The organism is Polaribacter sp. BAL334, assembly GCF_015767435.1.
In the GTDB taxonomy this organism is placed as follows: domain Bacteria; phylum Bacteroidota; class Bacteroidia; order Flavobacteriales; family Flavobacteriaceae; genus Polaribacter.
In genome coordinates this window covers 162,029-183,187 of the sequence record NZ_JADWOV010000271.1, presented here as the reverse complement: position 1 = coordinate 183,187, position 21,159 = coordinate 162,029, and the positions used below count along the sequence as shown (strand labels likewise).

The 21,159-nt window shown below is 31.0% G+C and carries 24 protein-coding genes; 13 read left to right on the top strand and 11 right to left on the bottom strand.

The window, feature by feature from the left end; all coding sequences use genetic code 11:
• The first annotated feature begins 1 nt into the window (after position 1).
• The gene (locus IU405_RS07310; RefSeq protein WP_231749595.1) at positions 2 to 736 is read left to right on the top strand and encodes an energy transducer TonB; all 735 of its coding nucleotides are present in this window, start codon (positions 2 to 4) and stop codon (positions 734 to 736) included.
• A 50-nt stretch (positions 737 to 786) separates the two neighbouring features.
• Here the strand turns inward: IU405_RS07310 and glmS are convergent, their stop codons facing one another.
• Genes glmS through IU405_RS07295 form a run of 3 tightly spaced genes read right to left on the bottom strand, consistent with a single transcriptional unit; the run spans position 787 to position 5,054 of the window.
• Positions 787 to 2,643, bottom strand: coding sequence for a glutamine--fructose-6-phosphate transaminase (isomerizing) (gene glmS, locus IU405_RS07305; RefSeq protein WP_197437951.1), 1,857 nt, complete (start codon positions 2,641 to 2,643; stop codon positions 787 to 789).
• Between the two features lie 6 nt (positions 2,644 to 2,649).
• A complete protein-coding gene (locus tag IU405_RS07300) occupies positions 2,650 to 4,233 on the bottom strand; it encodes a DUF4270 domain-containing protein (RefSeq protein WP_197437950.1) in 1,584 nt (527 codons plus the stop codon).
• A gap of 11 nt (positions 4,234 to 4,244) precedes the next feature.
• Positions 4,245 to 5,054, bottom strand: a complete 810-nt coding sequence (locus tag IU405_RS07295) for a glycogen/starch synthase (protein WP_197437949.1) — start codon at positions 5,052 to 5,054, stop codon at positions 4,245 to 4,247.
• Positions 5,055 to 5,151: 97 nt separating this feature from the next.
• Between IU405_RS07295 and panC the strand changes: the two genes are divergently transcribed.
• The 4 genes from panC (at position 5,152) to radA (ending at position 8,755) form a co-directional block, all read left to right on the top strand.
• Positions 5,152 to 6,000, top strand: coding sequence for a pantoate--beta-alanine ligase (gene panC / locus IU405_RS07290; protein ID WP_197437948.1), 849 nt, complete (start codon positions 5,152 to 5,154; stop codon positions 5,998 to 6,000).
• Between the two features lie 27 nt (positions 6,001 to 6,027).
• On the top strand, positions 6,028 to 6,378 hold the full coding sequence (gene panD, locus IU405_RS07285; protein ID WP_197437947.1) for an aspartate 1-decarboxylase: 351 nt from the start codon (positions 6,028 to 6,030) through the stop codon (positions 6,376 to 6,378).
• A gap of 2 nt (positions 6,379 to 6,380) precedes the next feature.
• A complete protein-coding gene (locus IU405_RS07280) occupies positions 6,381 to 7,325 on the top strand; it encodes a YbhN family protein (protein ID WP_197437946.1) in 945 nt (314 codons plus the stop codon).
• Positions 7,326 to 7,393: 68 nt separating this feature from the next.
• Positions 7,394 to 8,755, top strand: coding sequence for a DNA repair protein RadA (radA, locus tag IU405_RS07275; RefSeq protein ID WP_197437945.1), 1,362 nt, complete (start codon positions 7,394 to 7,396; stop codon positions 8,753 to 8,755).
• A 3-nt stretch (positions 8,756 to 8,758) separates the two neighbouring features.
• Here the strand turns inward: radA and IU405_RS07270 are convergent, their stop codons facing one another.
• From IU405_RS07270 to IU405_RS15910, 3 genes are all read right to left on the bottom strand, one after another.
• On the bottom strand, positions 8,759 to 9,712 hold the full coding sequence (locus IU405_RS07270; protein ID WP_197437944.1) for a hypothetical protein: 954 nt from the start codon (positions 9,710 to 9,712) through the stop codon (positions 8,759 to 8,761).
• A gap of 107 nt (positions 9,713 to 9,819) precedes the next feature.
• The gene (locus IU405_RS07265) at positions 9,820 to 10,566 is read right to left on the bottom strand and encodes a uroporphyrinogen-III synthase (RefSeq protein ID WP_197437943.1); all 747 of its coding nucleotides are present in this window, start codon (positions 10,564 to 10,566) and stop codon (positions 9,820 to 9,822) included.
• Between the two features lie 17 nt (positions 10,567 to 10,583).
• Positions 10,584 to 11,207: a DUF4271 domain-containing protein gene (locus IU405_RS15910; RefSeq protein ID WP_410896744.1), complete on the bottom strand. Its 624-nt coding sequence runs from the start codon at positions 11,205 to 11,207 to the stop codon at positions 10,584 to 10,586.
• A gap of 100 nt (positions 11,208 to 11,307) precedes the next feature.
• On the opposite strand from IU405_RS15910, the gene IU405_RS07255 reads away from it, so the two are divergent.
• The 3 genes from IU405_RS07255 to IU405_RS07245 are packed head-to-tail and all read left to right on the top strand — an operon-like array spanning position 11,308 to position 13,808.
• Positions 11,308 to 12,027, top strand: a complete 720-nt coding sequence (locus IU405_RS07255) for a polyprenol monophosphomannose synthase (protein WP_197437941.1) — start codon at positions 11,308 to 11,310, stop codon at positions 12,025 to 12,027.
• 4 nt (positions 12,028 to 12,031) lie between these two features.
• A complete protein-coding gene (locus IU405_RS07250; protein WP_197437940.1) occupies positions 12,032 to 13,369 on the top strand; it encodes a dihydroorotase in 1,338 nt (445 codons plus the stop codon).
• Entirely contained in the window at positions 13,329 to 13,808 is a 480-nt protein-coding gene (locus IU405_RS07245) for a DUF4296 domain-containing protein (RefSeq protein WP_231749591.1), read from the top strand. The genes IU405_RS07250 and IU405_RS07245 overlap by 41 nt, the downstream gene beginning before the upstream one ends.
• Positions 13,809 to 13,811: 3 nt before the next feature.
• Here the strand turns inward: IU405_RS07245 and IU405_RS07240 are convergent, their stop codons facing one another.
• The gene (locus IU405_RS07240; RefSeq protein WP_197437939.1) at positions 13,812 to 14,813 is read right to left on the bottom strand and encodes an NAD-dependent epimerase/dehydratase family protein; all 1,002 of its coding nucleotides are present in this window, start codon (positions 14,811 to 14,813) and stop codon (positions 13,812 to 13,814) included.
• 62 nt (positions 14,814 to 14,875) lie between these two features.
• Here IU405_RS07240 and tyrS point away from each other — a divergent pair, with 62 nt between their 5' ends.
• From tyrS to IU405_RS15800, 4 genes are read left to right on the top strand one after another with little or no spacing between them, the layout of a single operon-like run.
• A complete protein-coding gene (gene tyrS, locus IU405_RS07235) occupies positions 14,876 to 16,168 on the top strand; it encodes a tyrosine--tRNA ligase (RefSeq protein WP_197437938.1) in 1,293 nt (430 codons plus the stop codon).
• A gap of 45 nt (positions 16,169 to 16,213) precedes the next feature.
• A complete protein-coding gene (locus IU405_RS07230) occupies positions 16,214 to 16,453 on the top strand; it encodes a hypothetical protein (protein WP_197437937.1) in 240 nt (79 codons plus the stop codon).
• Between the two features lie 3 nt (positions 16,454 to 16,456).
• Positions 16,457 to 16,762 carry a hypothetical protein gene (locus IU405_RS07225; protein WP_197437936.1) on the top strand — a complete coding sequence of 102 codons (306 nt, stop codon included), beginning with the start codon at positions 16,457 to 16,459 and terminating at the stop codon, positions 16,760 to 16,762.
• A gap of 33 nt (positions 16,763 to 16,795) precedes the next feature.
• The gene (locus IU405_RS15800; RefSeq protein WP_317193355.1) at positions 16,796 to 17,554 is read left to right on the top strand and encodes a sterol desaturase family protein; all 759 of its coding nucleotides are present in this window, start codon (positions 16,796 to 16,798) and stop codon (positions 17,552 to 17,554) included.
• 12 nt (positions 17,555 to 17,566) lie between these two features.
• On the opposite strand, the gene IU405_RS07215 is transcribed toward IU405_RS15800, so the two are convergent.
• From IU405_RS07215 to IU405_RS07205, 3 genes are read right to left on the bottom strand one after another with little or no spacing between them, the layout of a single operon-like run.
• Positions 17,567 to 18,013 (bottom strand): YHS domain-containing (seleno)protein, encoded by a 447-nt coding sequence (locus tag IU405_RS07215; protein WP_197437935.1) that lies wholly within the window; start codon positions 18,011 to 18,013, stop codon positions 17,567 to 17,569.
• 1 nt (position 18,014) lies between these two features.
• Positions 18,015 to 18,470: a YHS domain-containing (seleno)protein gene (locus IU405_RS07210; protein ID WP_197437934.1), complete on the bottom strand. Its 456-nt coding sequence runs from the start codon at positions 18,468 to 18,470 to the stop codon at positions 18,015 to 18,017.
• Positions 18,471 to 18,511: 41 nt separating this feature from the next.
• On the bottom strand, positions 18,512 to 19,486 hold the full coding sequence (locus tag IU405_RS07205; protein WP_197437933.1) for an acyl transferase: 975 nt from the start codon (positions 19,484 to 19,486) through the stop codon (positions 18,512 to 18,514).
• 265 nt (positions 19,487 to 19,751) lie between these two features.
• On the opposite strand from IU405_RS07205, the gene IU405_RS07200 reads away from it, so the two are divergent.
• A complete protein-coding gene (locus IU405_RS07200) occupies positions 19,752 to 20,096 on the top strand; it encodes a hypothetical protein (protein ID WP_197437932.1) in 345 nt (114 codons plus the stop codon).
• Here the strand turns inward: IU405_RS07200 and IU405_RS07195 are convergent.
• Positions 20,084 to 21,118, bottom strand: a complete 1,035-nt coding sequence (locus IU405_RS07195) for an isoaspartyl peptidase/L-asparaginase family protein (RefSeq protein ID WP_197437931.1) — start codon at positions 21,116 to 21,118, stop codon at positions 20,084 to 20,086. The genes IU405_RS07200 and IU405_RS07195 overlap by 13 nt on opposite strands.
• Positions 21,119 to 21,159 lie beyond the last annotated feature (41 nt).

Genomic DNA, 21,159 nt, shown 5'->3' with positions numbered 1-21,159 from the left:
CATGATTGATGTTAAAAAAAAACCTAGAGTTGTCATAGAAAATTACAGCAAAATTTTCTTTCTAATTGGATTGGTATTAGCTTTGGCAATTATCAATTTTATGATGGAATTTAAGTCTTATGATTTAGATAATACGAATGGATTAGGCATGGTTAATATGACCGAGGAAATGAAAGAAGAAATTCCAATTGTATTACAACAAGAGTTACCTCCTCCTCCACCAACTGCACCAGTAATTATGGAGCAAATAAAAGTTGTTGAAGATGATTTAAAGATAGAAGAGTCAATAATTGAATCAACTGAAACTGATGAAAAAACAGCGGTTTTTAAATCAAATACTGAAATTGTAGAAGTACGAGAAACAGAAGAAATCATTGAAGATATTCCCTTTGTATTGATTGAAGATGTGCCAGTTTTTCCTGGATGTAAAGGAAACAATGCTGAACTTAAAAAATGTTTTTCTGATAAAGTAACTGCTTTTTTTGGAAAAAACTTTGATCCTGCTTTGACTCAAGAATTGGGTTTGTCACCTGGAAAAAAGAAAATTTATGTGGTTTTTAAAATCAATAATAAAGGAAAAATTGGGACTGTTAATGCAAGAGCTCCACATCCATTATTGGAAAAAGAAGTTGTTAGAATTATTACTTCTTTACCAGAAATGAAACCTGGAAGACAGAGAGGAATGCCTGTAACAGTAACATATAGTTTACCAATTTCGATAATGGTTGAAGAATAATCAAAAAAATCCAGCTTTTAGCTGGATTTTTTATATATCGTAAAAAACAATTATTCTACTGTAACTGATTTCGCTAAATTTCTTGGTTGATCCACATTTTTACCTAACATCACTGCAATGTGATATGACAATAATTGGAAAGGAATTGTGGTTAATAAAGGAGTTAACGCTTCTTCTGTATCGGGAATTTCGATAACATGATCTGCAATTTCTTTTACAGTAACATCTCCTTCAGTAACTACAGCAATGATTTTACCTGCTCTAGATTTAATTTCTTGAATATTACTCACTACTTTGTCATAATGACCTTTGTTAGTTGCAATTACAAAAATGGGCATATTTTCATCAATCAATGCAATTGGACCGTGTTTCATTTCTGCTGCTGGATATCCCTCTGCATGAATATACGAAATCTCTTTTAGCTTTAAAGCGCCTTCTAAAGCTACTGGAAAATTGAATCCTCTTCCTAAATACAAACAGTTTTTTGCGTCTTTATAAATAGCTGCAATTTCTTTTACTTTGCTATCAATGTTCAATAAATTTTGAATTTGAGATGGAATCAACTGCATTTTTTGAATGTAGTTTTTGAATCTTTCTTCTGAAAGCGATTTATTAGCTTCACCTAATTTTAAGGCAATCAACGTTAAAACTGTAATTTGAGTCGTAAAAGCTTTTGTTGAAGCAACCCCAATTTCAGGTCCTGCATGCGTATAAGCACCTGCATGAGTTTCTCTTGCGATTGAAGAACCAACAACGTTACAAACACCATATACAAAAGCACCTTTGGATTTTGCCAATTTAATTGCTGCTAACGTATCTGCAGTTTCTCCAGATTGAGAAATGGCAATGACCACGTCTTTATCTGTAATGATAGGATTTCTATATCTAAATTCTGATGCGTATTCTACTTCTACAGGAATTCTTGCTAAATCTTCAAACAAATATTCTCCCACCAAACCTGCATGCCATGAAGTTCCACAACCAACAATAATGATTCTATTAGCGTTTAAAAATTTATCTAAATTGTCTTGAACACTTGACATTTTGATGATATTTTCATCAGCCAACATTCTTCCTCTAAAGGTATCTGTAATTGCTTTCGGTTGTTCATGAATTTCTTTGAGCATAAAGTGTTCATAACCCCCTTTTTCAATTTGCTCTAAGCTCAACTGCAACTCTTGAATGATTGGATCAACTAAAGTATCATCAAAAATTTTATGAACTTTTGCTGGTCTTCCTAGTCTGATGATTGCCATTTCTTCGTCTTCTAAATAAATGGCATTTTTAGTATATTCTAAAAACGGAGATGCGTCTGATGCAACAAAAAATTCATTATTATCCTCTCCAACACCAATAGCAATAGGACTTCCTAATCTTGCAACAATTAATTCGTTAGGTTTGTCTTTATCAAAAACAGCGATAGCATAGGCCCCAACAACATTTGTTAAAGCAAGTTGCACTGCTTTTCCTAACTTACAATCTTCATTTTTCTTAACTTCTTCAATAAGGTTTACTAAAACTTCAGTATCAGTATCGCTTTTAAAAGTGTATCCTCTTCTTATAAGTTCTTTTTTAATGGTATCATAATTTTCTATAATTCCATTGTGAACCAACACTAAATCTCCAGATTGAGAAAGATGTGGATGAGAGTTTACATCATTTGGAATCCCGTGAGTTGCCCAACGTGTGTGACCCATTCCAATTTTACCTACTTTTCTTTTTGGGTCTTTATCGATGATTGCTTCTAAATCAGAAACTTTTCCTTTTGTTTTTGAAAGTTGCATTTTCTCTCCATCATAAATCATCACACCTGCACTATCATAACCTCGATATTCTAATCTTTTTAAACCATTAATCACAATTGGATAAGCTTCTCTGTAGCCTATGTAAGCTGAAATTCCACACATATTTGGTTAATTTTTTCTTTCTGAATATGATATTTTCAATGTGGCTTTTTTAGCGCCATTTATGGGGGAGTGATTAAAAAGCGTCACCGCTTTTGGATTCCAACTAAAATTTCTAAAAATTGAATCTGATTCAGAATTTGGAGTATCAGTTGGATTGTGTGTTTTTATTTTTAATGTTGGTGAATAATTACTTCTTCCATTCACCAAATCAGAAATATAATCTGTGATTTTGAATTGATATTTTTCTTTTCTACCATTAGAATCTCTTACTATAAATCCGCTAATTCCTCCAAAAGAAGCTTCAGAAATTGCGTCCTTTATTTGACTAGTAACTTCTGTACCTGAGGATTTGTCACTTTTATACAAATACAATCTGTCTGGAACAAATGAAGTATCTATAGATTGGTTGATATAAAAAGTCAAAGTTGCATCATTAATCAACCAATTATTTGCGCGTAATTCTTCTATTTTGTCAGCAATTCCATTGTTATCTAAGTCAGCCCCAAAAAGATTGATTGTTGCTTCACTTCCTGCAGTTCCTTGAATTTTAATTTCATTATTTGATGGATATATTCTATCCTCCATTTTGAATTTATTGATTTTAAAACCATTCATAGAAAAACTATCGTTTTTTGAGATGGTATCAACAATCGTTGTTCCTGATTTTAAAATCGTATTTGTATAATAAACTTCAATTGAGGGTCTTAAATTGGTGTTTGCATTATCAAAATTGAAAGATGTTAAAGACCCTTCATTTCCTGTTGCTTCTAAAATAATTCCTCTAAAATAATCGTTAAAAGCTTGTTGAGAAGCAAATTCTCCAGAACCATATTTATCTAAAAAAAGTGTTTTGAAAACATCTTTCTTTAATGGTATTCTTGCAAAAGGGATGGGAATAGTATTAGCCGTTGATATTGAAAATTTTAACGTATCTTTTCTATAAATAGCGTTGTTTGAAAGTCTTCTATTAATTACTAAAACCGTGTCAGCTTTTGAAGGCTTAAAGGGGAAGTTTATCTGAGCATTTAACTCTGATCCCGTTTTTTGAAAAGTAGCATTAGAAAAATAACTATTGATTTTTGTTGGATCAATAGGATTAAAAGTATTGATATAGGTATTTGATCTATACACATTCAAACTAAATGATTTTGATGCATCACCAAAAACTGAATCTAATTGATAACTTTTATCTGTTGCATTTGCCAAACGAACTTGGTATGGTAATTTGATAAAAACCGTGTCAATTGTAGTAACCACAGTAGTGTCAGCACCAAAAGTTTCATTGATAACAGTCAAATCATTCGCTATAGAAATTTGAGCAATAATTGATGCTTCTAATTTTTCGTAATTTGGATTTGCATAAACTCCCAATAAATATTGACTTAATTGTCTGGAGATATTATCTGATTGAACTTTTTCTAAAGGACTATTTTCAACTTCGATATCAACAAAAATTCCATCTGTATCAAATTTTGTGTTGGTAATTACATTTGAACCAATATCTGTAAAATCTTTTTCACATGAAATGATTACACTAATAAAACCAACTAAAATAGCAATGTAACTAACTCTTATTATAATTTTCTTCACTTTCAAAATAATTAACTTCCTGACACTAAATCAGTATAAAACTTTAAATACGCGTCTCTTTGGTTTTCAAGTTCATATCCCAAAACAGGAACCTTTTGAGTTTTTAAAAACTCGGACAATTCTGTTGGGATTGTTTCACTACCATGAACAACAGCATCTGAATTTTCAATGGCGCATTTTAAAATATTCACGTAATTTGGTGTCTCCAAATGTGCAACCTTTTTTTTGTCTTTGATGTCAAAAAAAACTTTTTTTGCAAAATCTTCACATAAATTACCATCAAAACCTCCGTTATAAAGTGAAGTTACTATTTTACTTTCCGTAAAAAGTGGCTCTTCTTTGTAATATTCTTTTAAATAAATGGGCAACATAGAAGCCATCCAACCATGAACGTGAATAATATCTGGTGCCCAGTTGAGTTTCTTTACGGTTTCAACAACACCTTTTGCAAAAAATATAGCTCTTTCGTCATTATCAGGAAAAAGCTGATCATCTTCATCAGTAAAAACTGCTTTTCTTTTAAAATATTCCTCGTTATCAATAAAATAAACTTGCATTCTTTCTTTTGGAATAGAAGCAACTTTAATAATCAAAGGCATATCAACATCATTCACCACAAGATTCATTCCTGATAAGCGAATTACTTCGTGCAATTGGTGTCTTCTTTCGTTGATAACTCCGAATCTTGGCATAAAAATTCGGGTTTGAACGCCTTTAGAATGGGCGTTTTTTGCTGCATTAAATGAGGTTGAAGAAAGCTCTGTTTCTGGTAAATACGGAACAACTTCTGATGATACAAACAATATTCTCTTGTCCTTCATTAAATCAAACTCTTTTATGAGATTGGCAAAATTACAAATTTATCTTCAAATATCGTGTTAAAATGCTAAGTTTGCACACATTTAGCACAATTTTGGCATGAAAATATTTAAAAAACGAGACCAATTGAAATCGTTTTTAGAAGAATCTAAAAAAAACAGGAAAACAATTGGTTTTGTACCAACAATGGGTGCTTTGCACAAAGGTCATTTATTTTTAATTGAACAAGCAAAGAAAAAAAATGACATAGTTGTAGCCAGTATTTTTGTAAATCCAACACAATTCAACAACCAAGAGGATTTGGATAATTATCCAAAAACATTAGATAAAGATATTGAATTATTAGAAAGTGTTTTTTGTGATGTGCTTTTTGCGCCAACAGTTTCAGAAATTTATCATGAAAATATTGTCTCTGAAAAATTTGATTTTGATGGATTAGAGCATCAAATGGAAGGAAAATTTAGACCTGGTCATTTTGATGGAGTTGGCACAATTGTAAAAACACTTTTCGAAATTGTGTCTCCAAAAAATGCTTATTTTGGCGAAAAAGATTTTCAACAGTTGCTAATTATCAAGAAATTAGTGGCTAAAAATCAATTGCCTATTTCAATAAAAGGCTGTGCTATTTTTAGAGAAAAAGATGGATTAGCTATGAGCTCAAGAAATGCACGATTGACTACTGAACAAAGAAATGTTGCTCCTTTTATTTACAAGATTTTAAAAATAGTAAAAAAGAAATTCCAAGAAGAAAATGTTGTAGAAATTGCTGAATGGGTTGAAAATCAGTTCAAAAATCATCCTATTTTACAATTAGAATATTTTACAATTGCTAATGAAAAATCATTAAAATCGATAAATATCAAAGAAATTGATACCAAATATCGTGCTTTTATTGCAGTTTTTGCAGGAAATATTCGATTGATTGATAACATTCAATTAAAAAATTAATAACCAAAAAAATACTATTTTTGCTGCATGTTAGTACAAGTAGTAAAATCTAAAATCCATCGTGTAAAAGTTACAGGTGCTGATTTGAATTATATAGGAAGCATCACCATTGATGAAGATTTGATGGATGCTGCAAATATTATTGAAGGTGAACGTGTTCAGATTGTAAATAATAACAATGGAAATCGTTTGGAAACGTATGCAATTCCTGGTCCAAGAGGAAGTGGAGAAATTACATTAAATGGAGCTGCATCAAGATTGGTTGCTGTGGGAGATGTACTTATTTTAATAGTATATGCATTCATGGAATTGGAAGAAGCAAAAAAATTCAAACCTTCACTCGTTTTTCCAAACGAAAAAGACAATACGCTTACCTAATTTTGAAACTGAAAAAAATTTTAAAAATAATACTACCTCTTGCTTTGGGTGGTTTTTTAGTTTGGTATTCACTGACCATTGTCTCTCCAGAAAAATTACTTTCTTATTTTAAAAAAGCCAATTATCCATGGGTTTTTTTAGGATTAATTTTTGGGATTTTAAGTCACATCTCTAGAGCTTACAGGTGGAAATTTTTATTGGAGCCAATGGGTTTTAAACCCAAATTTTTCAATTCTTTTTTAGCTGTTTTGGTAGGGTATTTAGTAAACCTATTTTTGCCAAGAGCAGGTGAAGTTTCGAGAGCTGCAGTAATGGCAAACTATGAAAAAATACCTTTTGAGAAAGGTTTTGGAACCATAGTTGCAGAGAGATTGGCTGACCTTTTGATGCTTTTTTTAGTGATTTTAGTAGCGCTTTTTATTCAGTTTGATTTTATCTGGAATTTACTCATCAAAGATTTCAATCCTTTAAAAACAGTTGGCACAGTTTTATTATTAATTATTGGGGTTTTTATTGGTTACAGAATTATCAAAAAAAGTAGTTCAACTTTCGCTTTTAAGATAAAGTCTTTCCTTTTTGGATTGAAAGAAGGACTCACAAGCATTTTTAAAATGCAAAAAAAAGGGGCATTTATTTTTCACACATTTTTTATTTGGCTGATGTATATTGCTATGTTTTGGGCAACAATTCCTGCTGTTGATGGACTTGAAATCCCTTTTGGCGGTGTTTTAATTGGCTTCATTGCAGGTGGATTTTCAATTGCAGCAACCAATGGTGGAATAGGTTTGTATCCTATTGCTGTGGCAAGTGCATTGGCTTTGTTTGGAGTAGATGAAGTTACAGGAAACGCTTTTGGATGGATTATGTGGACTGCACAAACAGCCATGATTGTTATTTTTGGAGGATTGTCTTTTTTGTTATTGCCAATTTACAATAAAGTGAAATAAATTCAGTAAAATCTACTAGATTTGTTTTTTAACTTTGAATCTTAAACACTGAATTTTGAATCGTCAAAATGTCTAAACTAAAAACTTCTTTTTTCTGTCAAAATTGCGGAACACAACATGCAAAATGGGTGGGACAATGTGGCGCTTGTAAAGAATGGAATACCATTGTTGAAGAAGTGATTCAAAAGGAGGAAAAACGCGAATGGAAACAATCCACCACTGCAAAACAAAACATCAATAAACCGCTAAGAATTGCTGAAATTATTCTAAATCCTGAAGAAAGAATTGTAACCAATAATACAGAATTAGATACCGTTTTAGGAGGTGGATTAGTAAAAGGTTCTGTGATTTTATTAGGTGGTGAACCTGGCATTGGAAAATCAACATTGTTATTACAAATTGCATTGAATATTTCTCAAAAAGTATTGTATGTTTCTGGCGAAGAAAGTCAATCGCAAATAAAAATGAGAGCTGAAAGATTGGAAGCCATCAACTCCAATTGTTTGATTTTGACAGAAACCAACACGCAACAAATTTTCAAAAATATTGAAGAAACTGAGCCAGAAGTTTTGGTGATTGATTCTATTCAAACGTTGCATACAAACTCTATTGATGCGTCTCCTGGAAGTATTTCTCAAATCAGAGAAACTGCTGCAGAATTGATAAAATTTGCAAAAGAAACAGCAACTCCTGTTTTGCTAATTGGTCATATAAACAAAGAGGGAAATATTGCAGGACCCAAAATTTTAGAACACATGGTGGATGTAGTTTTGCAATTTGAAGGCGATAGAAATCATACTTATAGAATATTACGTTCTCAGAAAAACAGGTTTGGTTCCACTTCTGAATTGGGAATTTACGAAATGCTTTCAGATGGTTTGCGCGAAATTTCTAATCCATCAGAAATTTTAATTTCCAAGAAAGATGCTGATTTGAGTGGCACTGCAATTGCCTCAACATTAGAAGGAATTCGTCCTTTGATGATTGAAATTCAAGCCTTGGTTTCAACAGCCGTTTATGGAACTCCACAGCGTTCTACAACCGGTTATAATCTCAAAAGATTGCACATGATTTTGGCAGTTTTAGAAAAAAGAGCTGGATTTAAATTGGGCGCAAAAGATGTTTTTTTGAACATTACAGGAGGTATCAATGTGGATGATCCTGCTATTGATTTGGCTGTGGTTGCTGCAATTTTATCTTCAAATCAAGATATTGCTATCAATCCAAATGTGTGTTTTGCTGCAGAAGTGGGTTTGGCAGGCGAAATACGACCCGTTTCAAAAATTGATCAACGAATTTCTGAAGCTGAAAAACTGGGTTACAAAACCTTTGTGGCTTCAAAATACAATAAAATTACTTCAAAAAATCACGGTATCAAATTGATTTTAGTAGGTAAAATTGAGGAAGCTTTTGCTACTTTGTTTGCTTGATAATTATTCATTATAAATCAATTCAATGATCGTTTTTTCAATACTTTTTGACTTTTCGTTATTGATATTTATGATAGATTCTCTAAAAGTTTCTATTTTATGGGGAACTCCCGGATCAAAATAATATTCATAGGTATTTTTATCATTTATTTTTATTTCTGCCGTTTTCAAAGCTTTTTCCAATGCTTCTCCATCAATTTTAGATTGAATAAAAAAGTCTTTTAATAGTTGCATTGTATCATCAGGATTTAAAGTTAGCTCCTGATACATGATACAAAATCCTTCTTCAAAATCAACATTATCAAAATAAATTTTACCATCAGCTTTAATTGGATTGCCGCCAAACATATTTGGTAATTCGTCTTCATAAAGTAACGGTTCAGAAATGTCAAACTCAACTCCCATAGGAAAATGAAAATACTTTAGTTCTTTTAAAACAATGTTTTCAATTCCTTCTTTTGAGCTGTATATAGTTTTAAAAGGAATCATAGCATCTTTTAGTGCCGATTTTTTACTTTCATCATCTTCGCTCAATACCTCAACAACATCATCAATCATATTCAACATTATATCACTGACTTTTTGCCAATTCAAAATTTCAATAAAATCTCCAACTTCAGATGTTTTATATTCTATCTCCGTAAGTTTGTATTTTTCAAATTTATCTAAAAGTTTTTGTGGAATTTTAAAACTGTTTTCCAAATTATTTTCATAGCTCCATTTTACTGTATAAGAGGTTTCTGTTGAGTCAATTACAGTAAAATTGGCAATATATTGCTGATTTTCATCTTTTGTTAATTCATCTTTTTTCCATTGTTGCTTAATTTTAGAAACTTTAAAATTATAGCTATCTCCAATTGACCAATACGAAACAAATGAAACTTTGGTGCTATCTATTTGACTAAATGAAGTTGAACAAACAAATAAAAATATAGCCGTTATTACGAATTTTTTCATGAGAGTTTTATTACGGTTTTTAAAATCAATTCAAAACGAATGTACAGATATTATTGAAATAAAAAAACCGAACATTGCTGTTCGGTTTTCGCTAACTATTGCACTAATTATTTTTTATTTACTTCTTTGATATATTTTTCCAAAGCCATTGTCATGGAAGGTGTTTCTTTAGTAGGTGCTTCAATATTACAAACCAATCCAGCTTCTTTTACAGCATCAACAGTTGTTTTTCCAAACGCTGCAATTCGTGTGTCATTTTGTTTGAAATTTGGAAAATTTTGAAATAATGATTCAATTCCTGATGGACTAAAAAACACCAAAATATCATAAAACACATTTTCTAAATCGGACAAATCGCTTGTAACCGTTTTATACAAATCTGCTCTTGTCCAATTCACTCCTGAATTGTTTAAATCTATTGGAATGCTTGGTTTTAATTTGTCTGATGAAGGCAATAAAAATTTTTCATTTTTATGTTTCTTGATCAATTTTATCATTTCCGGAAAGTCTTTTGTGCCAACGTAAATTTTTCGTTTTCTATAAATTACGTATTTCTGTAAATAGTAGGCCACAGCTTCAGATTGACAAAAATATTTCATGTCATCTGGCATTTTAAAACGCATTTCTTCAGCAATTCTAAACAAATGATCAACAGCATTTCTGCTTGTTAAAATAATAGCTGTGAAGTTTTTTAAATCGATTTTTTGAGCGCGAACATCTTTTACAGAAATGCCTTCCACATGAATAAAAGGCCTGAAATCTACCTTTACTTTATGTTTTTCGGTAAGCTCAAAATACGGTGATGCGTCGCCTTTTGGATCAGGTTGTGATACTAAAATCGTTTTCACTTTCATATGCGTCTAATTTATCTTTAAAACATCAATTTAAACAGTATCAATAGCGGTGCTATTTCGAACGTGCAAATGTACAAAATAAAATAAAACAAGTGATTTATTATCAGGTTTTTGTTATTCAGAAAATGAAAAATAAAACTTATGAAAAATAAAAATGCAGCGATGTAATAAATGAATACCGAATGCAAATTTGCATACTGTTTTAATAAAATAAGAATAAAAAGGTAGCATGAAATAGCAAAGAAATAGTTGGCTTTTGAAACCACAAAATACACCAATGATTTTCTTAACATAAACAAATAAATCAATACATTTTCAATGATATTTTTTAGTAAAGAATAAATGAAAACCATGGAAAAGACTCCTGAAAACTCTTGAAAACTGAAAAAATCTACTTTGTAATAAAACACTTTTAAATCAAAAAGTAAGAGCGAAATTACTGAAACTGAAAAAAGTGTAAATAGGATGTGAAAACCGCTAAAAACACTGTAGCTTTCATCAATTCTTGTTTCCAAAAAACTAACTTTAAAAAGTTTCGAAACTACCTCTTGAAATCTGGCAACATCAATAATCCTTAATAGAAATAACGATATGAACGAGAACAATAAAACCAAGGTCAACCAATCGTTTGATAAGGACATTCTTTCTATTGCTTGCAAGTGGATTTGTTTTAATGATTTTAAGACAAAATTAGTAATTAAATAATGTATATTTGTTTTCTTTTCATGTGAAAATTAATTTATGTCTGACGCCCTTGTAATCATTCCTACTTTCAACGAAAAAGAGAATATTGAAGCAATTATCAGGGCTGTTTTCATGCAGCCAAAAGCTTTTGATATACTGATTGTGGATGACAATTCTCCTGATGGAACTGCTGAAATTGTAAAAAATTTGATGAATGAATTTCCAAACCAACTTTTTTTAGAAATACGCTTGAAAAAAAACGGTTTAGGAACTGCATACATTCATGGATTCAAATGGGCAATAGAAAGAAAATATGATTATATTATTGAGATGGATGCTGATTTTTCTCATGACCCAAAAGACCTCAATAGATTGTACAAAATGTGTTCTAAAAATGGAGCAGATGTTGCCATTGGCTCAAGATATTCGCAAGGCGTAAATGTGGTAAATTGGCCCATGAAACGTGTTTTATTGTCCTATTTAGCTTCAAAATATGTGCGATTCATCACAGGAATTCCAATTCACGATACCACAGCAGGATTTGTTTGTTGGAGAAGAAATGTGTTAGAAACCATACAATTAAACAAAATAAAATTCATTGGATACGCATTTCAAATAGAAATGAAATTCATGGCTTGGAAACTTGGTTTTTCTATCAAAGAAGTTTCCGTTATTTTTACAGATAGAACTTTAGGGGCTTCAAAAATGAGTGGGAATATCGTTTATGAAGCATTGTTTGGAGTATTAAAAATGAGATTAAGAGGATTACCAAAATAAAAAAATGAACCGAATTTTAATTAAAAACGCTACAATTATTAATGAAAACAACACTTTTTTAGGTGATGTTTTAATTGAAAATGAATTCATAAAGCAAGTTACTGCTGACATCAAAAGTGATGAAACAACTCAAATTATTGATGCTAAAGGATGCTATTTAATTCCTGGTTTTATTGATGATCAAGTGCATTTTAGAGAGCCAGGACTTACTCATAAAGCAACCATTGCTACTGAGAGTAAAGCTGCTGCAGCTGGAGGAATTACGAGTTTTATTGAACAACCAAACACGGTTCCCAATGCAACTACTCAAAAATTACTAGAAGACAAATTTGAAATTGCTTCCAAAACCTCGTTTGTCAATTATTCGTTTATGTTTGGTGGCACCAATGACAATTTAGAAGAATTGTTGAAAACAGATCCAAAAAAAGTAGCAGGAATTAAGTTGTTTTTAGGGTCTTCAACAGGAAATATGTTGGTTGATGACGTGGAAGTTTTAGAAAAAATTTTCTCATCCACAAAAATGATTATTTCTGTGCATTGTGAAGATGAGGCTACTATCAGAAAAAATACAGCAAAATTTACTGAAATTTACGGTGAAGATATTCCTGTAAAATACCATCCAATCATCAGAAGTGAAGAATCTTGCTTTATTTCTTCCTCAAAAGCAATTGAACTAGCTAAAAAAACAGGCGCACGTTTGCATATTTTTCATGTGTCAACAGAGAAAGAAACGCATTTGTTTAGAAACGATATTCCATTAGAAGAAAAGCAAATTACAGCTGAAGTTTGTATTCATCATTTGTGGTTTAATGACACCGATTATGATGAAAAAGGAACGCTTATTAAATGGAATCCAGCAGTAAAAACCGAAAAAGACAGATTGGGTTTGTGGAAAGCTTTGTTGGATGACAGAATTGACGTTTTGGCTACAGACCATGCTCCACATACGTTGGATGAAAAAAGCAACAACTATAAAAATGCGCCAAGTGGAGGTCCTTTAGTGCAACATGCAGTTCTTGCCATTTTAGAAAAAGTAAAAGAAGGTGTTATTCCTATGGAAAAAGCAGTGGAAAAAATGAGTCACAATCCTGCAAAATTATTCCAAATTGAAAAACGCGGTTTTATCAAAGAAGGGTATTTTGCTGATTTGGTTTTGATTGACCCAAATTCACCGCAAACTGTTACAAAAGATACCCTTTTATACAAATGTGGTTGGTCTCCGTTTGAAGGAACTACATTTTCACATACTATTACGCATACTTTTGTAAACGGAAATTTAGTATATGAAAACGGAAAAATTAATGAAAATATCCGAGGAAAACGACTCACTTTTAATCGATAAAATGAAAAATATTTGCTGTTTTTTTGGTGTGCTTTTTTTATTTTCTTGCACGAGTAACACCATTTTAGAAAAACCAAAAGACTTGATTCCAAAAGATTCTATGAGTATATTGATGGAAGAAATGATGATTGCTTCTTCTTCAAAATTTATCAAAAATAAGTTCCAAGAAAATGATGTAAACTACATGGCTTTGGTTTACGAAAAATTTAAAATTGATAGTGTTCGATTTCAAAATAGCAACCTCTATTACATGTCTAAAATTGATGAGTATCAAAAAATTTTAGAAACTGCCACAAACAGTTTAGAGGCTAAAAAAGAACTATTTGCAAAGCAAAAAACAAGATTAGATTCTATCAGAAAAGACTCTATCAAAAAAATAAAAACCGATTCGAAATTGTTGGATAGTGTTAAAAAATTAGAATTAAAACCACTTCAATAAGGTTCACTTTTTTGGAAATGTTTTCACAATTTCTTGAATAGCATTTTCTATTTTTTCAAACTGAAAATCTACTGTTTTTACTAATTTTTCTGATGAATACTTGGAAATAGTATGCGCAGATTTTGCTGAATATTTGCTCAGTAAATGCTCTTTGCCAGTAATTTTAGAAACAATCCATGAAAATCTCCAAAAAATGGCTGTTTGCCAAACATTGATTTTTTTTGACGGTCGATTTTTCCCAAAAGCATCCGCAATTGCAAATAAAACTTCTTTAAAACTTTTATTTTCTGACACTAAAATAAAACGTTCATTTGCTGTTGTACCATTCATCAATAAAATCATTGCGTTTACAACGTCTTTTACTGAAACAAATCCTGTAATTCCTTCCGTAAAAAAGGGAAAACCCTGATATACTTGACTGAATAATTTTCCTGAACCTGTGTCCCAAAATCCACTTCCTAAAATCACTCCAGGATTTACTACTATTACTGGAATTCCTTCTTGACTTGCGCGCCAAACTTCCATTTCTGCACCAAATTTTGTGATAGAATAACCACTATTGTCCAACTCTTTGTTCCACTCATTTTCTTCGGTAATCACATCATTTGTTAGGGATTCACCAACAGCTGCAATTGAACTTACATAGCAAAATTTCTCCACTTTTGCATCAATGGCAAGATTCACAACAATCGCTGTTCCATGAATATTTACCTTTCGCATTTCTCGATAATCTCTCGGATTAAAGGAAATAAAAGCCGCACAATGATACACCTGTTTTACCCCAAAAAAAGCAGGAATCATAGCAGGAACATCAGTAATATCTGCTTGAAACCATTCAATTTTATCAAATAAAGTGGTAACATCAGCATAGGAAAAAAAGACTTTTTTTACCTTTTCTAATGACGATTCTGTTCTATAAATTGCTCTTATGCGTTCGTTTTTCAAACACAAATGAACCAACAAATGCGAACCAACCAAACCTGTGCCTCCTGTGACTAAAATCATAGTACGAATTTAGCATATTTTAGCTGATAAACTTATATTTGCCACTTGATAAATTGAATACAATGAAGAATTTTATTGAGGAATTGCAATGGAGAGGAATGTTGCATGATAGCATGCCTGGAACGGAAGAACATTTGTTAGAAGAAATGAGAAGTGCCTATGTGGGATTTGACCCAACTGCGGATTCTTTGCATATTGGAAATTTAGTTCCAATTATGTTACTAGCTCATTATCAACGATGTGGACACAGACCAATTGCTTTGGTTGGTGGTGCAACAGGTATGATTGGAGATCCTTCAGGGAAATCTTCTGAACGAAATTTGTTGGATGAAAAAACATTGAGACACAATCAAGAATGTGTAAAAGCACAATTATCACACTTTTTAGATTTTACAAGTGATGCAAAAAACGCAGCAATTTTAGTGAATAATTACGACTGGATGAAAGATTTTTCCTTCTTAGAATTTATTCGCGATGTAGGAAAACACATCACCGTAAATTATATGATGTCAAAAGATTCTGTGAAAAATAGAATCAGTTCTGAATCAAAAGAAGGGATGTCGTTTACAGAATTTACCTATCAATTAGTGCAGGGTTATGACTTTTTGCATTTGTATAAAAATCAAGCAACTACTTTGCAAATGGGCGGCTCTGATCAATGGGGAAATATCACTACAGGAACTGAATTGATTCGCAGAATTGGAGGTGGAAAAGGCTATGCAATTACTTGTCCTTTAATCACAAAATCTGATGGTTCGAAATTTGGAAAATCGGAAGGTGGCAATGTTTGGTTGGATTCAAAAAGAACTTCTGCTTACAAATTTTACCAATATTGGTTGAATACTTCTGATGATGATGCTGAAAAATACATCAAAATTTTTACGTTTTTGGACCAAGAAACCATTCAAAATTTGGTAATTGAACACGCAAAAGCACCTCATACTAGAATTCTACAAAAACGTTTGGGCGAAGAAGTGACACTATTAGTTCATGGAAAAGAAGCGTATGAAAATGCCATTGCAGCTTCCGAAATTTTATTTGGAAACTCCACTTCAAGCGCTTTAAAATCATTGGATGAACAAACATTTTTAGATGTTTTTGACGGAATTCCACAAGCTTTAATTTCTTCAGTATTGTTAAGTGAAGGTATTTCAATGGTAGATGCTTTGGCTGGGAAAACGAATTTTTTAAGTTCAAACGGAGAAGCAAAAAGAGCTTTGAAAGAGAATGGAATTGCTGTTAACAAAGAAAAAGTTTCTGAAGATTTTATCATCACAAAGAACGATTTAATCGCTGAAAAATATGTGTTATTGCAAAGAGGTAAAAAGAGTTATTTTTTGATCCGATTTGAATAAAAAAGCGCACAAAAAAATCCTTATATTTACTGAAAATAAATTTTCATGGACATCCAATTAGAAAAATATAAATTGATAGAATGGTTGACAAGCGTCAATGACGAATCAATTATTAACACTTTGAAAAATATCAAAAGTAATTTTTCTGATACTGATAATTGGGAAATTTCAATTTCTGAAACAGAAAAAATATTGATTGAAAAAGGTTTGAAAGATATTGAGGCTGGAAATTTAATTTCTCATGAACAAGTTATGAAAGGAATTAAAGAAAGATATAATCTTTAATTCATGGAGATTATCTGGACAAGATTAGCAAATAATACCTTTACTGAAATTTTTGAAAATCTTGATTTTAGATGGACTAAAAAAGAAATGAAAGAATTCAGAAATCTAACAGATTCTATGTTAGAAAATATCAAAAATGAAAAAATTAGTCATTCTATAATTATCAAAAGATTAGAAATAAGGAAAGCTGTTCTCCACAGAAACGTTTCATTGTATTATAAAATTGATAGAGAAAATAATAAGATTTATGTACTTACTTTTTTTAATAACAGGATGAATCCTAGAACACTACAAAAATTATTAAATTAAGAGTGAGTCATTTTTTAAAAAATATTTTGAATAGTGAAAAACCAATTACCAAATATCGATTTCACAAATTTTTACACAGTAAGTTCCCTTTTTGTAACACTTACAGTAATCATTTTTGTGCGCTATTTGGTTGTCTCTGGATTGTATCATTTGGTATTTTTTGAGTTTCTAAAAAACGCTTTTCAACATCGATTTTTGCATAAAAAAACCCTGAAGAAATCACAATTACAAAAAGAAATATTTTGGTCTTTTATTAGCGGACTTATTTTTGCTGCCACAGGCTTGTTAATCTATTTTTTATATGTAAATGGATTTACTGCGATTTATACTGAGTTTTCAACTACCTCTTTTTTTTATTTTCCATTGAGCATTTTTATCTTTCTGGTTTTACAAGACGCTTATTATTATTGGTTTCACAGATGGATGCATTTGCCAAAAGTGTATAAATATTTGCATTTAATTCATCATAAAAGTGTTTATACTTCTGTGTTGACTTCGTTTTCATTTCATCCGTTAGAAACCATTTTTCAAGCGGCGTTTTTACCTATTGTGATTCTTATTTTGCCATTACACATGTATGCGCTCCTTTTTGTGCTTTTAATCATGACAATTTCGGCAACTATCAATCATGCTGGAGTAGAAATTTATCCTTCAGGAAGATTTGGAAAATGGTTTCAAAAATGGTTTATTGGAGCCACTCATCATGATTTTCACCATCGAAAATTCAATTATAATTACGGATTGTATTTTACTTTTTGGGACAGATTGATGAAAACGGAATTCGAAAAATAATCTTTTTAAAAACTAATTTTTTACGATTTTCTTCCAATTTTCATCTGCTTTTTGTTGCAATTTTTCTGCTCCTTCTTTTTGCCAAAGCTCTAAAGTATTGGTTCCCCAAGAATTGTAAAACAGGTATAATTTTCCCTCTCTAATTTCAAATGTTTTTGGATGAATGCTTACTTTTTCTCCGTTTTTGCCAATTGCATACGCACAAAATCCTCCATATTGTGGTATGTATTTTTGGGGATTTAAATTAAAAAGAGTAAGGTTTTCTTGTGACGAAAATTGAAATTTCACACCATCAAAATTGGCCGTAAATTGTTTATTCCCTTTTGTAACTTGTTGTTGAAAATACGATACAACATCATAACCTTCAGCAACATAGCCATTTTTTAAATTATATTCTGTATTTTGAGAGAATAAATTTGATGAAATTAAAAGAACTAAAAAAGAGAAATATTTTTTCATTTTAGTTGTTTTTTTGTTTTAAAAATTCCCAATTTTTATCTCCCAGTTGTTGCAATTTTTTGGTGTCCTCTTTTTGCCAATCTTCTAATTTATTGCCAAACCAAGAGCTGTAAAATAAATATAATTTACCATCTCTAATCTCATAAGAATCAGCATCAATATCCATTTTAGTATTTTTAGCAGCTACAGCATAAGCACAAAATCCTCCATATTGTGGTATATATTTTAGTGGATTAGCTTTGAATATTTCTAAATTTTTTGCAGACGCAAATTTGAAAGTAGCCTTTTCAAAAGTAGTTTGATATTTTTTATTCCCAACTATTGGAGTTTTTTCATTAAAATAAGAAACCACATCATAACCCTCAGCTACATAGCCTTTTTTGGTGTTAAATTCTGTTGATTGAGCTTTGACTGAAATTGATATTACAATTAAAAAAATAGTTGATAAAAGTTTCATATGAATTTGTTTTTTAGTGTAGTCGAAACTTTTAAAAAAAATTACAACACCATCAAATTACAACCTCTAATGTCTGAATTGTCAAAACGACCAATAATTTCGAAAGTGCCATTTTGATGAATTTTCCCCAAATCTTGTGTGGCAATAAATGAACACGAATTGTAATTTGCAAGGTCTATCACATTGATTCCTCCCGTTTTTTCTCTTGGCAAAATTGTCAAAGCATCCTCAGTATCTCTGATTAGAATTTTCATCCAAGGTGGTGTTTTGAAAATGCCATTCCCTTTAGAATATGCTTGACTTAACAGTTCTGTCATTCCATATTCTGAGTGAATTTCAGCAACTCCAAATCCTTTTTTTAATAGTAAATGAAGTTCCTCTCTTACCAATTCTTTTCTTTTGCCTTTCATGCCTCCAGTTTCAATCACAATCGTATTTTTCAAAGAAAATTGATGTTTTTCAATCAAATCTAACAAAGCAAATGAAACACCAATTAATAAGATTTTTTGTCCATTTTTGTCTAATTCAATGAGTTTTTGAGTCAATTCATCTAAATTGTGAAGGTAAAATCCACTTTCAGAATTGTGCGTTTTTCGAATCAAATCATCCACCATAAAAACCAAGGAAGAGCCATTTCTTTCTAAATAATTGGGCAATAATGCCAATACAATATAGTCTTTGATATCGCCATAAAAATGTGCAAATCCTTTTGAATAACTTTCTTTATATAGTTCAATATCAGTAATATAATGTTGACTAGTAACACTTCCTGTAGTTCCTGAACTGGAAAATATTTCTTGAATTTCGTCTTTAGAGGAAAGCACTTTTCTGCTTTTAAAAAACTGAATGGGTAAAAACGGGATTTGTTCTAGTGAATTTATATCTGATGGATGAACATTTAACAAATCGCAAAATGAACGATAGGTTTTATTATTTTCAAACTGATGTTTAAAAACTTCAAATGCAACTTTTTTGAATTGCTCATCAGACTTTATGTCAAACAAAAATTTACTCATTATGTTACAAAAATAAGTATTAAATAATGAAGCTTTTTCATAATCTTTAAATTCTATAAAATTTAATTTTTTATCATATTCATAAAATATCATTAATATATTGTATTTTTGATAATTCTTATGCATATAATTATCATATCTTTAATATTTAAATTTTAAAAGTAGATTGAAACCATAAAATAGATCATCAATTAAAAAACATTTCATCAAAAATTACGTACATAGTTAAAACAAACAGTATTTTAACTTTAAAAAATTGAAAAATTTGAAACTTTATTTAAATACATACAGAACTTTAAGCGGAGAGAAAAAAGTGTTTGAAATTATGGATAAAAAGGAATCACAATTCATCATTTATCAACATAATGAACCTGCATTTTTTGTTGATTTGTATGATTTAACAGTAGAATCAAACTCAATGATGAATAGCTTGGTTTTATGTGCAAAAAGAACTATTCCTGATGTTTTAGAATTGATAAATAAAAGGAATAATGTTCAATTGTCTATTCCAAAAATTTCTAGATTTGGAATTCACAAAAAAATAAAATCTGAAATTGTTGATATCGAGTTAGCTTATTTACCAGAAAATTGGTTGGATTATTCCTTATAAATCTTAATAATCAACTCGCCTTTTTCATCCATAGAAGCTCTATACATTCCTTCTGTATTGAACTCAAATGACATATTCCCATTTTTGTCTAATGCAACAACGCCTCCTGTTCCACCCAATTTGGTGAGCTTGTTTTGGATGACATCTTTGGTGGCTTCTTTCAGCGATTTTTTCTGATATTCCATTTGCGCTGAAATGTCATACGCCACTTGACTTCTGATGAAATATTCGCCCCAACCTGTTGAAGAAACTCCGCAAGTATTGTTATTTGCATAGGTTCCTGAACCAATTATTGGAGCATCTCCAATTCTTCCCCAACGTTTATTAGTCATTCCTCCAGTGGAAGTTCCAGCTGCAATATTTCCGTTTTTATCTAGCGCAACACAACCTACAGTTCCATATTTGCTGTCCTTGATATTTGGATCGTAAAAATTGGCTTTTTTATCATCGTGATCTAATTGTGTTTTTTCTTGTTCGATGATTTTTTGTAAGGATTGAAAACGATTTTCAGTATAAAAATAACTTGGATCCACCATTTCCAAGCCTTTCTCTTTCGCAAAAGTGGATGCTCCTTCTCCTGAAAGCATTACATGTTCAGAATCTGTCATGATTTTGATTGCCAATTCAATGGGACTTTTTACATCTTTTACACCAGCAACTGCACCTGCATTTAACGTTTTTCCATCCATAAAAGAAGCATCCAATTCATTGGTTCCAGCGTTGGTAAAAACGGCTCCTTTTCCTGCATTAAAAAGTGGTGACTCTTCCATCACTTGTATCGTTTTTAGCACAGCTTCTGTTGATGTTCCTCCGTTTTTTAAAATAGTATAGCCTACTTTTATAGCTTCTTCCAACTTGGCTTTGTAAGCTGCTTCTTTTTCATCAGTCATGTTTTTTTTCAAAATAGTACCTGCTCCACCATGAATGATAATTGCAAAATCATTGATTTTTTCTTCTTTGGAAGTAGTTTCACAACTGATTAAAAAAAGACTTAAAAAAACTAAAAGAAAGGAATTTTTCATTTTTATGTTAGATTTTAAACAATTTATATTGTTTTTGTTAA

What these genes read in the sequence shown, in the direction of transcription:
- panC (WP_197437948.1), top strand. Translation starts at nt 5,152, where the DNA reads ATGAAAATATTTAAAAAACGAGACCAATTGAAATCGTTTTTAGAAGAA.
- glmS (WP_197437951.1), bottom strand. Translation starts at nt 2,643, where the DNA reads ATGTGTGGAATTTCAGCTTACATAGGCTACAGAGAAGCTTATCCAATT.
- IU405_RS07310 (WP_231749595.1), top strand. Translation starts at nt 2, where the DNA reads ATGATTGATGTTAAAAAAAAACCTAGAGTTGTCATAGAAAATTACAGC.
- tyrS (WP_197437938.1), top strand. Translation starts at nt 14,876, where the DNA reads ATGAAGAATTTTATTGAGGAATTGCAATGGAGAGGAATGTTGCATGAT.
- IU405_RS07295 (WP_197437949.1), bottom strand. Translation starts at nt 5,054, where the DNA reads ATGAAGGACAAGAGAATATTGTTTGTATCATCAGAAGTTGTTCCGTAT.
- IU405_RS07210 (WP_197437934.1), bottom strand. Translation starts at nt 18,470, where the DNA reads ATGAAACTTTTATCAACTATTTTTTTAATTGTAATATCAATTTCAGTC.
- IU405_RS07270 (WP_197437944.1), bottom strand. Translation starts at nt 9,712, where the DNA reads ATGAAAAAATTCGTAATAACGGCTATATTTTTATTTGTTTGTTCAACT.
- panD (WP_197437947.1), top strand. Translation starts at nt 6,028, where the DNA reads ATGTTAGTACAAGTAGTAAAATCTAAAATCCATCGTGTAAAAGTTACA.
- IU405_RS07255 (WP_197437941.1), top strand. Translation starts at nt 11,308, where the DNA reads ATGTCTGACGCCCTTGTAATCATTCCTACTTTCAACGAAAAAGAGAAT.
- IU405_RS07225 (WP_197437936.1), top strand. Translation starts at nt 16,457, where the DNA reads ATGGAGATTATCTGGACAAGATTAGCAAATAATACCTTTACTGAAATT.
- IU405_RS07205 (WP_197437933.1), bottom strand. Translation starts at nt 19,486, where the DNA reads ATGAGTAAATTTTTGTTTGACATAAAGTCTGATGAGCAATTCAAAAAA.
- IU405_RS07215 (WP_197437935.1), bottom strand. Translation starts at nt 18,013, where the DNA reads ATGAAAAAATATTTCTCTTTTTTAGTTCTTTTAATTTCATCAAATTTA.
- IU405_RS07250 (WP_197437940.1), top strand. Translation starts at nt 12,032, where the DNA reads ATGAACCGAATTTTAATTAAAAACGCTACAATTATTAATGAAAACAAC.
- radA (WP_197437945.1), top strand. Translation starts at nt 7,394, where the DNA reads ATGTCTAAACTAAAAACTTCTTTTTTCTGTCAAAATTGCGGAACACAA.
- IU405_RS07195 (WP_197437931.1), bottom strand. Translation starts at nt 21,118, where the DNA reads ATGAAAAATTCCTTTCTTTTAGTTTTTTTAAGTCTTTTTTTAATCAGT.
- IU405_RS07230 (WP_197437937.1), top strand. Translation starts at nt 16,214, where the DNA reads ATGGACATCCAATTAGAAAAATATAAATTGATAGAATGGTTGACAAGC.
- IU405_RS07240 (WP_197437939.1), bottom strand. Translation starts at nt 14,813, where the DNA reads ATGATTTTAGTCACAGGAGGCACAGGTTTGGTTGGTTCGCATTTGTTG.
- IU405_RS15910 (WP_410896744.1), bottom strand. Translation starts at nt 11,207, where the DNA reads ATGTCCTTATCAAACGATTGGTTGACCTTGGTTTTATTGTTCTCGTTC.
- IU405_RS07265 (WP_197437943.1), bottom strand. Translation starts at nt 10,566, where the DNA reads ATGAAAGTGAAAACGATTTTAGTATCACAACCTGATCCAAAAGGCGAC.
- IU405_RS07245 (WP_231749591.1), top strand. Translation starts at nt 13,329, where the DNA reads ATGAAAATATCCGAGGAAAACGACTCACTTTTAATCGATAAAATGAAA.